The organism is Amycolatopsis orientalis DSM 40040 = KCTC 9412 (assembly GCF_000478275.1).
In the GTDB taxonomy this organism is placed as follows: domain Bacteria; phylum Actinomycetota; class Actinomycetes; order Mycobacteriales; family Pseudonocardiaceae; genus Amycolatopsis; species Amycolatopsis orientalis.
On sequence record NZ_ASJB01000028.1, the window covers coordinates 366110 to 380826 of the forward strand.

Here is a 14717-nt window from a genome sequence, read left to right on the forward strand (position 1 = left end):
CCCCGCGTGAGGCCCCGGGCCGCCGTCCTACGGCTGGTCGAGGAGGTCCTCGATCTGGATGGGGATGTGCCGGACGCGGATGCCCGTGGCGTTGTGGACCGCGTTGGCGACCGCCGCCGCCATCCCGACGGTGCCGATCTCCCCCAGCCCCTTCGCGCCGACGGAGTTGTGCAGGGTGTCCGGGTACTCGACGAAGTGGACACCGACCTCGGGGATGTCCGCGTTCACCGGGATCAGGTAGCCCGCGAGGTCACCGTTGGCGAAGCGTCCGTTGGCCTCGATCTCCAGCCCTTCGTGCAGGGCGGCCGACACACCCCAGATCATGCCGCCGATGATCTGGCTACGGGCCGCCGTCGGGTTGATGATCCGGCCCGCGTCGAACACGCCGAGCATGCGGGACACCCGGATCTCGCGCGTCCACCTGTGCACGCGGACCTCGCAGAACTGGGCGCCGAACGAGCTGAACGAATGCTTGGTCAGCTCCTCGCCGGGGGCCGACGAACCGGTCACCGTGATCGACGGGCGGTTCAGGGCCCGCAGCAGCTCGCCGAAGGTCATCGTCCGGTCGCCCGCCAGAACCCGGCCGTCCGCATAGGACACGTCCATCCCGTCGAACGGCGCGCCCGGGGCCGCCGCCAGGGTCAGCAGGTCGTCGATCGCCTTGGCGGCGGCGATCATGATGGCCGATCCCGCGCTCGCGGTGGCGGTCGAACCACCGGAGAGCCCGCCGGACGGCAGCGCCGAATCACCGAGCCGCGGCACGACCCTGTCCGGTGAGATGTCCAGCGATTCCGCGCCCACCAAGGAAAGTACGGTCAGCAGGCCGGTTCCCGGATCCGCACCGCTGGTCGCGACGACGGCCGTGTCGTCGGGCCGCAGGGTGATCTCGATGGTGGCCGGGAACCGCAGAGCGGGGAACATCGCGGTGGCCGTGCCCAGCCCCACGAGCCAGTCGCCGTCGGTCCGCCCTCCGGGCGAGCGATCCGCCCAGCCGAACCGGGCCGCGCCGACGCGGAAGCATTCGTCGAGATGCTTGCTCGACCATTGCAGGTCTTTGCCGGGCGGCGCGGTGGAGTTGTTCCGCAGCCGCAGCTCGATCGGATCCATGCCCAGCGCGACCGCCAGCTCGTCGATCGCGCTCTCCAGCGCGAAGGATCCGGGCGCCTCACCGGGCGCCCGCATGAAGGTGGTCGGCGGGATGTGCAGCGGCACCATCTTCTGGCTGATGGCGAGATTCCGGGTGGCGTACCACTCCCGCGACGTGCCGTGCGAAGTCGGCTCGACGAACGACCGGTCCGCCGCGGTGCTGCACCACGAGTCGTGCCGCAGCGCGTTGAGCGTGCCGTCATGGTCCGCGCCGAGGGCGATCTTCTGCACGGTCGCGGCCCGGCCCGCGGTCGCGGTGAAGACCTGCTCCCGGCTGAGCGCGGCCTTGACCGGCCGGTCGAGGACCCTCGCCGCCGCCGCGGCCAGGAACGCGGGCGCGGACGTACGGGCCTTGCCGCCGAACGCGCCGCCCACGAACGGGTTCACGGCGTGCACCTCGGACGGTTTCAGGTCCAGTGCCCCGGCCAGCTCCGCCGCCTGCAGGTCGGATCCCTGGTTGCCGCTGTGGATCGTCAGGCCGTCGGGGCCCCAGACCGCGACCGCGGAATGCGGTTCCATCGCGGCGTGATGCTGGGTCGCCGTGGTGTACGTGGCCTCGACGACCACCGGGCTCGCCGCCAGCGCGTCCTCGATGGACTCGACGCCGGGGGCGAGTACCTCCAGCGACGGCGGCGCGCCGTCCCTCGCGGCGGGTGCGTCTTCGGCGGAGGCGAGGCCGTCTTCGAGTGACGTCAGCGCGGGCCTGGTCCGGTAGGAGACCTTGACGAGCATCGCCGCGTCGCGGGCCTGTTCGTAGGTCTCGGCGACCACGAAACCGATCGGCTGGCCGTAGCAGGCGACTTCCTTGTCCTGCAACGGAACCCACGTCTCGCCGAAGAACGGCGACACCGGGGTGCGCAGCTCGAGCGGGTCGAACGGCGAATACACGCCGAGCACGCCCGGAGCGCTCTTCGCGTCCGTGACGTCCATGGCCTCGATCTCGCCGTGGGCGATCGTGCTGAGCACGACATAGCCGTGCGCCATCCCGGGGAAGGTGTGGTCCGCTCCGTACTCGGCCCGGCCGGTGACCTTCAGCGGCCCGTCCACCCTGCTGGTCATCAGCGGCTCCCCTCGGTCAGTTCGAGCAGTGCGCGGACGATCGTCCGGCGCAGCAACGGCACCTTGAACCCGTTCGCGGACAACGGCCTGGCGCCTTCACCGGCCCGCGCCGCGGCGGCTTCGAAGGCGGCGACGGTCGCGGGCGCGCCGCGCAGGGCCGCCTCGACCTCGGGCAGCCGCCACGGCACGGTCCCGACGCCGCCGGCCGCGATCCTGGCGTCGACGACGCGCGAGTCCTCGACGTGCAGCGCGACCGCGGCCGAGCACAGCGCGAATTCGTAGGACTGGCGGTCCCGCACCTTGACGTAGGTGGAGTTCGCCGCCCACTCCAGCGGCGGAACCACGACCTCGGCGATCAGTTCACCGGGACGCAGGTCGTTCTCCACGTCGGGGGTGTCCCCGGGCAGGCGGTAGAACGAGCCCAGCGCGACGGTGCGGCTCCCGGTGGCGCCGACCAGCCGGAGTTCCGCGTCGAGCGCGACCAGGGCGACCGCCACGTCGCTGGCGTGGGTCGCCGCGCACGAGTCGCTCGTACCCAGCACGGCGTGCATCCGGTTGGCGCCCGAGAGCGCCGGGCAGCCGCTGCCGGGCTCACGCCGGTTGCACGGCATGGCGACGTCGCGGAAGTACGTGCAGCGCGTGCGCTGCATCAGGTTCCCGCCGATACTGGCCATGTTCCGGATCTGCTGGGACGCGCTGAGCAGGAGCGCCCGGGAGATCACCGGATACACGCCGGGATGCCCGGCGATGTCGCTCATCCGTTCCAGCGCGCCGATCCGCAGCCCGTCGGCGGTGTCGATACCGCGTAACGGCACCTCGTTGATGTCCAGGACCCGCTGGGGTGCCAGGACATCGAGCTTCATCAGGTCGACAAGGGTCGTCCCGCCCGCCAGGAAGGTGCCCGGCGAGGCGACCGCGGCTTCGACGGTCGCGGGAGCGGTCAGCTCAAAGGGTCGCATCGGTCCGCCTCGCCTGCTCGACCGCCGCGACGATGTTCGGATAGGCCGCGCACCGGCAGAGGTTGCCGGACATGAACTCCCGGACGTCGCGGACGTCCTGCTCGACGGCGGCGACCGCCGACATGATCTGGCCGGAGGTGCAGAAACCGCACTGCAGGGCGTCCTGGTCGACGAAGGCCTGCTGCACCGGATGCAATTCGTCCCCTGTGGACAGTGCTTCGACGGTGGTCACCGGCTGTTTCACGGTGGCGGCCAGGGTGAGGCAGGCGAGCACCGGCCGTCCGGCGACGTGCACCGTGCAGGCGCCGCACTGCCCCCGGTCACAGCCCTTCTTGGGGCCCGTGATCGCGAGCCGCTCCCGCAGCGCGTCCAGCAGCGTCACACCGGGATCGACACTCAGGTGTTCCGTCCTGCCATTGACTTCTAGTGAGATGTCCACTGGGTCCCTTCCGCGGATCGTCGCGGCCGGGTGGCCGGACGGCGTAGGTTTGTGGTGGGTGAGCCGGTCTCGGAATGAACCGGATATTCATCCGCTTCGTTTTTCACGCTATCGGATCGCAATCCGCTTCGCAACGCCGCTTTTCCTGGAGTCGCTCCAGGTCGCGCGGGTCCCTCGGCTACATTCACGGTGAAGGGATCGGCGGACGGGAGAGACCATGACGACGGGATCGGTCAGCCCCCGGCGTGCGGACACCCGGCGCAACCACGAGCGCATCCTCGCCACGGCGGCGAAGTCACTGGCCCGCTCGGGCGAGGTTTCGTTCAACGCCATCGCGAAGCAGGCCGAGGTCGGGGTCGGCACGGTGTACCGGCACTTCCCCACCCCGGAGGCCCTCATCCTGGCGGTCTACCGCCGCGAAGTGAGCCAGCTCGTCGACGTCGTGCCGAAGCTGCTCAAGGAGCACGCCCCGGAAGAGGCCTTCCGGGTCTGGACGACCGATCACCTGGCGCACTACATGATGACCAAGCGCGGCCTGGCCGACGCCCTGCGCACCGCGACGGCCTCACGCGGGCAGCTGCCCGCGAACGCCTACGAGGCCATGGTCGGCGCGGTCGCCACCCTGCTGAAGGCCAACGTCGAGGCCGGCACCGTCCGCGCGGACCTGGCGCCCGAGACCGTGCTGCGCGGACTGGGCGGCCTGCTCTACCTCGATCCGGACGGCGAGTGGCGACGCGACGTCGCGAACCTCGTGGACCTGCTGTGGCACGGAATGGGCACCGGCAGGAGCTGAAGGGCGCTTTCCCCTCATCACATGCGGGGAAAGCGCCCTTCACCGCATGCGATGCGGGGAAAGCGCCCTTCAGGAGACCTTGCGGCGGTAGGTGACCGTGGCGAAGAAGTACGCGACGACGAGGATCCCGACGCACCAGGCGAGCGCGATCCAGATGTCGTCCCCGACCGGCTGCCGCGCGAACAGGGCGCGGATGGCGTTCACGATCGACGTGACCGGCTGGTGCTCGGCGAACCAGCGCACCGGGCCGGGCATGGTGCCGGTGGGCACGAACGCCGAGCTGAGGAACGGCAGGAAGATCAGCGGGTAGGAGAACGCGCTCCCGCCTTCCGCCGTCTTCGCCGAAAGACCGGCGATCACCGCGATCCACGTCAGCGCCAAGGTGAACAGGAGCAGGATGCCGGTGACGGCGAGCCAGGCCGTCACTCCCGCGCTCGACCGGAAGCCCATGAGGAGCGCGACGCCCACGACGATCACGAGCGAGATCAGGTTGGCGACCATCGACGTCAGCACATGCGCCCACAGCACACCCGACCGGGCGATCGGCAGGGACTGGAAGCGCTCGAAGATCCCGCCCTTCATGTCGTTGAAGAGCCGCAGCGCGGTATAGGCGACGCCCGAGGCGACCGTGATCAGCAGGATGCCGGGCAGCATGTAGTTCACGTACGAACCCGACCCGGTGTTGATCGCGCCGCCGAACACGTAGACGAACATCAGCATCATGGCGACCGGCATGACCGCCGTCGTGATGATGGTGTCCGGGCTGCGGGTGATGTGACGCAGGGACCGTCCGGTCAGGACAGTGGTGTCGCCGAGGACATGAGTGGCCATCGTCGTTTCCCTTACTTTTCCGTGCGGACGGCGCCGCTCTTGCGGCCGTCACCGACAATGGCGAAGAAGACGTCTTCGAGGGTCGGCTGTTTCTCGACGTATTCGACCTTGGCCGGCGGCAGGTGCCGCTTGAGTTCGGCGAGGGTGCCGTTCACGATGATCCGGCCTTCGTGCAGGATCGCGATCCGGTCGGCGAGCTGCTCGGCCTCCTCCAGATACTGCGTCGTGAGCAGCACCGTGGTGCCCCGTCCGGCGAGTTCCTTGACCGCCTGCCACACCTCGACGCGCGCCTGGGGGTCGAGGCCGGTGGTCGGCTCGTCCAGGAAGATCACCGACGGGTTCCCGATGAGGCTCATGGCGATGTCCAGCCGCCGGCGCATGCCGCCGGAATAGGTCGACGCCTTCCGCGCGGCCGCGTCGGTCAGCGAGAACCGCTCCAGCAGTTCGTCGGCGATCTTGCCCGGCTGCTTCAGATGCCGCAGCTTGGCGACGAGCACGAGGTTCTCCCGGCCGCTGAGGATTTCGTCGACGGCGGCGAACTGGCCGGTGAGGCTGATGGACTCCCGCACGTCCGCCGCCTGGGTGGCGACGTCGAACCCGTTGATCCCCGCCGTTCCCGCGTCCGCCTTGAGCAAGGTGGACAGGATCCGCACGACGGTGGTCTTGCCCGCCCCGTTGGAGCCGAGCAGCGCGAAGATACTGCCCTTCTCCACGCCGAAGTCCACACCGCGCAGGACTTTCAGTGTCCCGTAGGACTTCTCCAGACCCCGCACTTCGATCGCCCGGGCTTGCCGTGTCGTCATCGGGTGCCCCCGTTCTCTTTCCCAGCGGCCCGGTCGATGGCCCCGATCAGCCGTTCCCGCTCCCGGGCGACGTAGCCGCCTTTCTCGTGGTTCCGGATCAGCGCGTCCACGAATTCCACCGGGTCGTTCCCGACGATCCGGCGGATCGGCGCCCCGTCCGCCGCGGCCCGCTCGAACAGGTCGGCGACCTCCTCGAACAGCGAAGTCGCACTCTCGCCGTCCGTCGGCCCGAAGTGCATCAGGTACCGCTCGATCCCGTCGACTGCCGCCCGGTAGTCCGGCGGAAGCTGCTTCACGCGCGCCTTGTACTGACGCCATCGCCGCTTGTCCCCGATCACCTGCGAGAGGAACCTCGAGATGAAGTTGCCCGTTTCCGTGTCGGACGTAGTCACTTTCGGGGTGCCACCCGTGCCCGCTTCGTTCATGCCGCCCACCATCACCTGGCGTCCTGACACGGCGCTGACACGGCACTGACACCGCCCCGGCACAGTGCGGCGTAGACGGGCGAAATCTTGACCTTCGATGTGACGGGTGCCATAGTTGTCGAAGCGCTTCGAAACTGCCCCGCATCCCATCCGCGCGAAGTCGCTTTTCGCAGGAATCACGATGCCAGCCACAAGGCACATACCTCACCGAAAGTGAGTAAACGACCTATGGGTTCGCGAGCAAGAAAGATCAGAGTCGCTCTCCTTGCCGCCGCCATGGCGGCCACCGGATCCTTCTCCGGCGTGGCAAGTCAGGCATCAGCCGAGACAAGAATGCAGCTCAACGCCGCCCAGATCGTGGCGGACATGGGCGCGGGCTGGAATCTGGGAAACCAGCTGGAAGCCAACTCGAACGGATATCCCAGCGAAACGGCCTGGGGCCAGCCCACGGTGACGCAAGCACTCATCGACAAGGTCAAAGCGGCCGGATTCAAAACGATTCGCATTCCGGTCTCCTATTTGAACAACATAGGACCAGGGCCGGACTTCACCATAAGCCCAGGCTGGCTGAACCGGATCCAGCAAGTCGTGAACTATGCCTACAACCGCGGCCTCTACGTGCTGATCAACATGCACGGCGACGGCTACAAGACCATCAACGGCTCGTGGCTGATCTGCGATTCGTCCGCCCAGGCGGCGATCAAGGCCAAGTACCAGAAGGTCTGGCAGCAGATCGCGACCAGGTTCCAAGGCTATGACCAGCACCTGATCCTGGAATCGATGAACGAGGAGTTCGACGGGCAGTTCGGCCGCCCGACCCAGCCGTGTTACTCGAACATCAACGCCTACAACCAGATCTTCGTCGACACGGTGCGCAAAGCAGGTGGGAACAACACCACGAGGTGGCTGCTCGTCCCCGGCTGGAACACCAACATCGACTACACCGCCGGGAACTACGGCTTCACGCTGCCGACCGACCAGTATCGGTCCCCTTCCATCCCCAGCACCGAACAGCGGATCATGATCTCCGTTCACTACTACAGCCCGTGGGACTTCGCCGGGGAGGAAAGCGGCACCATCACACAGTGGGGCCGGGCGGCGACCAACCCGGCGAAGAAGTCCACCTGGGGGCAGGAGGACTACCTGGACTCCCAGCTGAAGCTGATGTACGACAAGTTCGTCACGCGCGGGTATCCGGTGGTCGTCGGCGAATACGGGTCGATCGACAAGTCGTCGTTCGATTCCTCCAACAACAGGTACCGCGCGGACTTCGCCCGCGCCATCGTGTCCACCTCGAAGAAGTACGGAGCGGTCTCCGTGTACTGGGACAACGGCGCGAACGGACGCTACGGCTTCGGCCTGTTCGACCGGCGCTCGTACGCGGTGACCCAGCAGGGCATCATCGACGCCGTCATGGCGGGACTTCGGTAGCAGCAGTTCGTCGCACACCGGCACCCTGGCGACATCCGCCCGCGCGCCGCGAGTCCAGGCTGACCAGGGATCGTGCCCACCCGGCTACGCGCGGCTGTGTCCTGAAGGCCCCCTTTGAGACGGTGGACCAAAGGGGGCCTTCGAGACGCCTTCCACCCGACCCTCTGCCGTGCAAGGGCGCACCTTCAGATCGGCCTCAGGAGGGCGACGATCCGCCGTCGGGCACCTTGACGAGTGACAAGCCGTCGACGAAAAGGTATCCGTTGCCGCTCGCCGCGCGCACGGTGACGGTCACGGCGCCCGCGGACAACGGAATGGTGCCGAGTTCGCGGCGAGTCCAACCACTGGACGGCGGGATGCCGAGCGTGCGAGCACTACCCGTGGCATCGGTGACCGTGACCTGTGCGGCACTGAGCTGTCCCGATGTCTTGGCGGAAAGGGCCAGCTGGTAAGTACCCGCCGGCACCGTAATCCGTTGTCGCACACCACCCGCATAGGATTGCGACGCGCCCACCCGCAGTCCGAAGCGACTTCCGTTCGCCCCACCGTTGACATTGGTCACGATCGAACTCGGGCCGGTCTCCCGGAAATTGGTCCACCCGGTCACCTGCGGCACGATGATGCGATCGGCTTGGAAGTCGGGATTGAGGAGGTAGTTGTTCTGCGGTCCGATCCGCCACTCCCCCGTCGTGGCGTTGAACTGCCACTGGCTCACCGAGTGGAACCGAGGCCTCGCGCCGCTCTTGGTCACCGGCATCCACTGGTTGTAGCCGATACCGTTCCATGCGAAATCCGCCCAGCGGTCACCGGCGAAGATGACCGTGTTCTGTTTGGTGCCTTTGACCGTCACGAAGAACCCGGTCTGGGTCACGTGGCTGTAGTCCATCTCGGTGCCGGCGAGGGTGTACTCCCCCGAGTACGAGCCTTGGATGTCGCCACCGGTCGACTCGAGGACGTGCGTCACCGAAGTGTTCCAGCCGTGCAGGTCCGACGCCGCGTGGTAGTACTTGCCGTCGAGCTTGAACATGGCGTTGCCTTCGCGGCCGGAGGAGTTGGTGCCGATCAGCACAGCGGGCTCCACCCGCAGCGAGTCTGACTCCCTGAGCTTGGCGACGAAGGCGCGAGAACGCCCTTCGCGATTGGAGAAGATCAGGTAGTCCTTGCCGTTGTCGTCGGTGAAGACGGTCTGGTCCCCGGTTCCGGTCGTCGGCGAGTTCGCGATCTGGGTCTGGAAGTAGCCGTAGTCGAAATTGTCGGTGGGCGAGTCGCCCTGCAGCAGGAGAACTCCATGCCCGCCCCTGCCTGTATGCCACATCTGCACGGCGAGCACGTACTTGCCGGTGTTCTCGTTGTACGAGACACCGAGGCGGCCGACCCAGCCCGCACCACCCAGGGTGGCGCCGCTGCCCACGCCGGTGGACCGCGTCGCGACACGATTCTCGAACTTCCAGTTCACCAGGTCCTTCGAGGAGTACACCGGGATCGAAACGAAGGTGACGTCGTTGTTGTACAGCCTCGTCGGATTCGCCCGGTAGAGTTCTGCGCCGGTGTAGTGCACGCCGTACCAATAATAGGTGTCGCCGAACTTGACTACGCCACCGCCCTGCGAATAGATGGGGTTTCCCTCGGTGTCGTTCCAGAACGTGTTGTTCGTGATCGTCTGGAACGTTCCCTCGTCGGCAGCCTTCAGCCCGGCGGCGGCGGTCATCAGAGCCGTCTTCGCGGTGGCGACTTCCGAAGCGGTGGCCGACGCGCGGACGGCGACGTCGGTCGCGGTGGTCAAAGCCTTGGCGAAGGGTGCCCAGGAATCCACTGTGTACTTGGCCGGAACGCGCGTCTTGTAGTCGGCGACCAGTGTCTTGAGGCCCCTGTCCGTCGCCGGGCCCGCCGCGGCGACGGGCGCCGAGAACGGTGCGGCTGCCGCCACGAGCAGCACCACGGCTGCCGGCAATCCCCAACGCCGCGCAACCGCACGGACTGTTCGCTTCATGATGTCACCTTTCCTCATTCATCCGGGAAAGCGATACGGTCTGCTCGAAGGCGCCGAGATCAGGCGCCTTCCCGTTGTAGGGAAGGCCGACGTCGGTGCCTTTGTCGATCAGGGCGCTGTTCGCGGCCAGACGGAGATGGGGCAGGACAGGCAAGTCGCCGCCCGCTTGGCGGGGCGCGTTCCAGCCCGTGGTCGAAACGCTGCGGAACTGCGCGTCCGACAAGGGAACCCCGAGGTCCCAGGAGTTGTGCGAGGCCGTCGTGCCGTTCATGTTCGCCACCAGCGTGCCGGTGTATGCGAGGTTGTTGCGCAGGTTGCCTTTGCCTACCGAGGCACCACTCGAGTTGATCCCCCTCATGTCGAAGTCGGGGCGGTTGCCGTAGCTGGTGTTGCCGAAGTAGTCGTTGGCCACCGGGTGATGGTTGGCGTAGAAGCCCGCGGCCTTGTTGAGGAACGCGACCGAGAAACGGACGGTGTGCTTGACCGCCCTGGCGTCGTACTCGCCGCCGAAGCCGCCCATTTTGAAGCCGGCTCCGTTGCCGGCGCCCGTCGTCGTCCCCGGCACGTAACCGTTGCGCCAGGCCCAGGAGTTCTCGATGAGCACGGGCGAGTAAGTGGAGATGAGGTCGAACCCGTCATCGGAGTTCCACCACGCGCGGCAACCACGGAACACGTTCGAGGCCCGGCCTGCCGGTGTGTAGTGCGAGCCGAACCCGTCGCCGCTCTCCCCCGCCCCGTTGGAGCTGCGCCGGTCGTAGTTGTCGTGAGAGTCCGAGTTCAGCACGAGGTTGCCGCTCCCGCCGCTGATGAACAGGCCGGCACCCATGTGGTGATGGGTATTGATCAGCTCGAAGATGTTGTCGTTTCCCGAGATCCAGAGTCCCCATGACTCATGGTTCCGGTTGTTGTTCTGCGGCACGCCGACCACTTCCAGCCCCTTGAGGTGGAGATGACTGCCGGAGATGTTGAAGCCCTTGATCCGGCAGTCGTCCTTCATGCCGGAGAACGTGAACACCGGCTTCTCGTCCGGATAGGCCCAGTAGCGGATCGGGTTGCCCGCGCCACCGCTCTTGCCCAGGGTGATCGCGTTGACTTGAGCCGTTTGACTCGGGCAACCGCTCTCGGCACGGGTGTAGGCATAGGTGCCGCCCCGGAAGTAGACCGTGTCCCCTGGCCGAGCGGCCTGTTGCGCACGGGCGATCGAGGCCCACGGAGCAGCCTGCGTCCCCGCCGCGGCATCATCGCCGTTCGGGGCGACGAAGTAGGTCGTCGCGGCCGCCGCGGTGCTCACCGGGACGGTGACCACCGCCATGGAGACCACCATGGCCAGTACGACCAGGAAGACACGGATGACCGTCGTGACAGTTCTCATCGTTCACTCCAGATGGTTCGGGCGACGACACGGACCTCACCGGCCGGTACCTGGATGTGCGCGGTGACGTTTTCACCGGTGAGCAGTTCGGTGGCCGGGCCGGTGACGGGGACCGTGGTTTCCTCGTCGGAATGGTTGATCACGAACAGGTACCGGCCTTCAATCCCGGCGCGCTCGACGACTTCGATGTCGCGGGGCAGGTCCCGGCCGGGCAGCATCGCGTCCGCGGCGGCCTGCCGCAGCACGGTGACGAGACCGTCTTGGCCCAGGCAGGTCGAGACGTACCAGGCTGTGCCGCGTCCGGTCGTGTGCCGGGTGACCGCGGGGTGTCCGGCGGCCGGACCGTTCGTATAGGACCAGATCCGTTCGGCGCCCTCGAGCGTGATGACCTCGGCCCAGATATCCGCGGTCGTTCCGTTGTCCAACCGGACTCGCTCCCCCTCGAGCAATGGGGTGAACTCGTCGACCGTCAAGCCCAACACGTCGCGTAGCGCGCCAGGGTAGGGTCCGGGGTGCACGACGTCTCGTTCGTCGACGATTCCGGAGAAGCACGACACGACCAGGACGCCACCCTTTTCGACGTACCGCCGGAGGTTGGCCGCGACGGACTCGGACATCGTGTACAGGGCGGGAACGACGACCAGCGGATAGCCGCTCAGCTCGGCATCGGGATGCGCGAAATCGACCGTGAGGTGCCGGTCGTAGGCGGCGGCGTACCATGCGTCGGCTCGTTCCCGGGCGTCGAGATCGACGCTCGGCCGCCATTCCAGGCGTTGTGCCCACCAGGACTGCCAATCCCACAGCATCGCGATATCCGCGACCACGCGACTGCCGCGGACCGGGGCGAGCGCGCCGATGGCACGGCCGAGCCGGACGACCTCCCGCCAGATCCGGCTTTCCGTTCCCGCGTGGGGCAGCATCGCCGAGTGGAACTTCTCGGCGCCGATGCGGGAAGCGCGCCATTGGAAGAACATCGCACCGTCCGAGCCGCGCCCCACGTGCGCCAGGCTGTTCCGGCCCATCTCCCCTGGCCGTTTGGCGATGTTGCGGGGCTGCCAGTTCACCGCGCCGGTGGAGTGTTCCAGAAGCAGCCATGGCCGTCCGTTCGCCAAGGAGCGGGTGATATCGGCGGACATGGCGAGGTTGATGTGGTTCCGATCGGTTTCGGCGACGAGGTAATGGTCGTTGGTGACGACGTCGACTTCGCGCGCCCAAGCCCAGTAGTCCAGTGACTCGCACTGGGACAACGCCGCTTGGAAGTTCGTGGTGACCGGGATGCCGGGTGACAGGGCGTGGAGCACGTCCCGCTCCCGGATGAAGTTCTCCAGCAGTTCGTCGCTGGTGAACCGCGCCCAGTCCAGTTGCTGCGCGGGGTTGCACGCCGTCGGTGTCAGCCGCGGTGGTTGCACCTGAGTCCAGGAGTTGTAGGTCTGACCCCAGAACGTCGTGCCCCAAGCCTCGTTGAGTTCCTTGAGCGTGGTGTAGCGGTCGGCCAGCCACCGGCGGAACGCGGCGGCGGTGGCATCGCAGTAGCACGCGCTGACGGGGACGCCGTACTCGTTGTGGACATGCCACAGCGCCACGGCGGGGTGTCTACCGTAACGACGACCGAGCTGCTCGGCGATCGAGACGATGGCCTGCTGATACGCGGCGGAACTGTGGCAGATGGCGCCACGGCTGCCGAAGGCGAGACGCACGCCCTCGCGGGTCACGGGGAGCGCCTCGGGGTTTCGCTGGTAGAACCAGGCGGGCGGAACGACCGTCGGCGTTCCGAGTGCGACCCGGATCCCAGAGTCATGCACCAGATCCAGCAGATGATCCAGCCACCCGAAGTCGTATTGGCCTGGCTCGGGCTCCAGCAACGACCAGGTGAAGATCCCGATGCTGACCATGGTCACGCCGGCCTCGCGCATGAGCCGCACGTCCTCCCGCCACACGGTCTTCGGCCATTGCTCGGGGTTGTAATCACCGCCGTACGCCAGGGCGTCCAATCCGACCGGCCACTGCGCCGCCATCCGCGCCCCCAGTTTCTGTGATCGTGCACAGATTGGTGCTCTCAAGTTCACCAAGGTAACCGCAGATATCCTGTTCTTGACAAGAGTCAGCCGGGAAACCGTACTGTGTACGTGCACAGTGATGACTCCCATCACCTGACTCCGGAGGACCGGATGCATCGTCGCGCCGCCCTCGCAGCAATCGCCCTGCTCGGCTCACTGGCCCTCACGGGATGCGACGGTGGCGATCAGCCCGACCCGGCGGCCGGACCGATCGAGCTGACCCTGTGGTCCTGGGCGCCCAACATGGAGAACGCCCTCCGGCTGTGGAACTCCGGCCACCCCGATGTCAAGGTCACCGTGCACAAGCAGGCAGGCGGCGACGACCTGATCCCCAAGGTCATCACCGCGGAGCGGGCGGGCACGGGGCCGGACCTCGTGCAGGCGGAATACCAGATGATCCCGACGCTGGTCTCCCATGACGTCCTCGCCGACATCGCGCCGTTCGTGGGCGACGCCAAAGGCAAGTTCGCGGAGAACGTCTGGAGCCAGGCCACCCTGGGATCGGACGCGGTGTACGCGATCCCGCAGGACATCGCACCGCTCGCCCTTTTCTACCGCGACGACCTCTTCGCGCACTACGGTCTGCGAGTGCCGACGACGTGGGCGGAGTTCGCCGACACCGCGCGGGACCTCAAGCGGAAGGCGCCCGACCGTGCGCTGACCACCTTCTCCAGCAACAACGGCGGCCTGTTCGCCGGTTTGGCGCAGCAGGCGGGATCGACATGGTGGACGACCTCGGGCGACACCTGGAAGGTCGCCATCGACGACGAGGCGTCCCGCAAGGTCGCCGGGTTCTGGGGCGACATGGTGGCGGAGGGAGTGATCGACAACCAGCCGATGTACACCCCCGCTTGGAACAAGGCACTCGACGACGGCACCCAGCTCGCCTGGGTGAGCGGGGTCTGGGCACCCGGCACGTTGACCACCGCCGCCCCGGCCACGAAGGGGAAATGGAAGATGGCGCCGCTTCCACAGTGGACGGCCGGTGCGGGCAAGACCGGCAGCTGGGGCGGCTCGGCCACCGGCGTCACCGCCGGCGCGGCGAAGAAGGGGCGGGCCGAGGCCGCCACCAAGTTCGTCACCTGGCTGAACACCGACCCCACGGCGATCGCCGCGCTGGTGAAGGAAGCGGGCGTCTATCCGGCGGCCACCGCCGCGCAGACCGGGGGCGCCTTGACCACTCCGGAGTTCTTCCCCAACCAGCCCGAGTACTACCGGCTGGCCGCGGCCATCGCCAAGGGCACCGCCGCGGCGGGCTGGGGCCCGAACGTCAACGTCGCGTACTCGGCGTTCAAAGACACCTTCGGCAAGGCCGCCCAGGACAAGTCGAGCTTCCTCTCCGCGCTCAAAGCCGTACAGGAAGCCTCGGTCGGCGACATGCGGAAGAACGGCTTCAAGGTAGAGGGCTGACC

At 67.3% G+C, this 14717-nt stretch carries 12 protein-coding genes; 3 read left to right on the forward strand and 9 right to left on the reverse strand.

Annotated features, from left to right (window positions below):
- Window positions 1-27: 27 nt before the first annotated feature.
- The 3 genes from L324_RS08100 to L324_RS08110 are packed head-to-tail and all read right to left on the reverse strand — an operon-like array spanning window position 28 to window position 3603.
- On the reverse strand, window positions 28-2205 hold the full coding sequence (locus L324_RS08100) for a xanthine dehydrogenase family protein molybdopterin-binding subunit (RefSeq protein WP_037305401.1): 2178 nt from the start codon (window positions 2203-2205) through the stop codon (window positions 28-30).
- The gene (locus L324_RS08105; protein ID WP_037305402.1) at window positions 2205-3164 is read right to left on the reverse strand and encodes an FAD binding domain-containing protein; all 960 of its coding nucleotides are present in this window, start codon (window positions 3162-3164) and stop codon (window positions 2205-2207) included. The genes L324_RS08100 and L324_RS08105 overlap by 1 nt, the downstream gene beginning before the upstream one ends.
- Window positions 3151-3603 carry a (2Fe-2S)-binding protein gene (locus L324_RS08110; RefSeq protein ID WP_037305403.1) on the reverse strand — a complete coding sequence of 151 codons (453 nt, stop codon included), beginning with the start codon at window positions 3601-3603 and terminating at the stop codon, window positions 3151-3153. Before L324_RS08110 ends, L324_RS08105 begins: the two co-directional genes overlap by 14 nt.
- A 217-nt stretch (window positions 3604-3820) precedes the next feature.
- On the opposite strand from L324_RS08110, the gene L324_RS08115 reads away from it, so the two are divergent.
- Window positions 3821-4396, forward strand: a complete 576-nt coding sequence (locus tag L324_RS08115) for a TetR/AcrR family transcriptional regulator (protein WP_037305404.1) — start codon at window positions 3821-3823, stop codon at window positions 4394-4396.
- A gap of 69 nt (window positions 4397-4465) precedes the next feature.
- Here L324_RS08115 and L324_RS08120 read toward each other — a convergent pair whose 3' ends face one another.
- From L324_RS08120 to L324_RS43495, 3 genes are read right to left on the reverse strand one after another with little or no spacing between them, the layout of a single operon-like run.
- Window positions 4466-5227 carry an ABC transporter permease gene (locus tag L324_RS08120; RefSeq protein ID WP_037305405.1) on the reverse strand — a complete coding sequence of 254 codons (762 nt, stop codon included), beginning with the start codon at window positions 5225-5227 and terminating at the stop codon, window positions 4466-4468.
- An 11-nt stretch (window positions 5228-5238) separates the two neighbouring features.
- Complete coding sequence (locus tag L324_RS08125; protein ID WP_037305406.1) at window positions 5239-6030, reverse strand: ABC transporter ATP-binding protein; 792 nt, start codon at window positions 6028-6030, stop codon at window positions 5239-5241.
- Window positions 6027-6647 carry a DUF1048 domain-containing protein gene (locus tag L324_RS43495; protein WP_235783442.1) on the reverse strand — a complete coding sequence of 207 codons (621 nt, stop codon included), beginning with the start codon at window positions 6645-6647 and terminating at the stop codon, window positions 6027-6029. The genes L324_RS08125 and L324_RS43495 overlap by 4 nt, the downstream gene beginning before the upstream one ends.
- 141 nt (window positions 6648-6788) lie before the next feature.
- Between L324_RS43495 and L324_RS08135 the strand changes: the two genes are divergently transcribed.
- Window positions 6789-7886 carry a glycoside hydrolase family 5 protein gene (locus tag L324_RS08135; RefSeq protein WP_235783443.1) on the forward strand — a complete coding sequence of 366 codons (1098 nt, stop codon included), beginning with the start codon at window positions 6789-6791 and terminating at the stop codon, window positions 7884-7886.
- Window positions 7887-8082: 196 nt separating this feature from the next.
- Here L324_RS08135 and L324_RS08140 read toward each other — a convergent pair whose 3' ends face one another.
- The 3 genes from L324_RS08140 to L324_RS08150 are packed head-to-tail and all read right to left on the reverse strand — an operon-like array spanning window position 8083 to window position 13263.
- Complete coding sequence (locus tag L324_RS08140; protein WP_201769638.1) at window positions 8083-9876, reverse strand: family 43 glycosylhydrolase; 1794 nt, start codon at window positions 9874-9876, stop codon at window positions 8083-8085.
- A 4-nt stretch (window positions 9877-9880) separates the two neighbouring features.
- Complete coding sequence (locus L324_RS08145; protein ID WP_051173745.1) at window positions 9881-11248, reverse strand: right-handed parallel beta-helix repeat-containing protein; 1368 nt, start codon at window positions 11246-11248, stop codon at window positions 9881-9883.
- Window positions 11245-13263, reverse strand: a complete 2019-nt coding sequence (locus tag L324_RS08150) for a beta-galactosidase (protein ID WP_037305409.1) — start codon at window positions 13261-13263, stop codon at window positions 11245-11247. Before L324_RS08150 ends, L324_RS08145 begins: the two co-directional genes overlap by 4 nt.
- A gap of 153 nt (window positions 13264-13416) precedes the next feature.
- Here L324_RS08150 and L324_RS08155 point away from each other — a divergent pair, with 153 nt between their 5' ends.
- Entirely contained in the window at window positions 13417-14715 is a 1299-nt protein-coding gene (locus L324_RS08155) for an ABC transporter substrate-binding protein (protein ID WP_037305487.1), read from the forward strand.
- Window positions 14716-14717 lie beyond the last annotated feature (2 nt).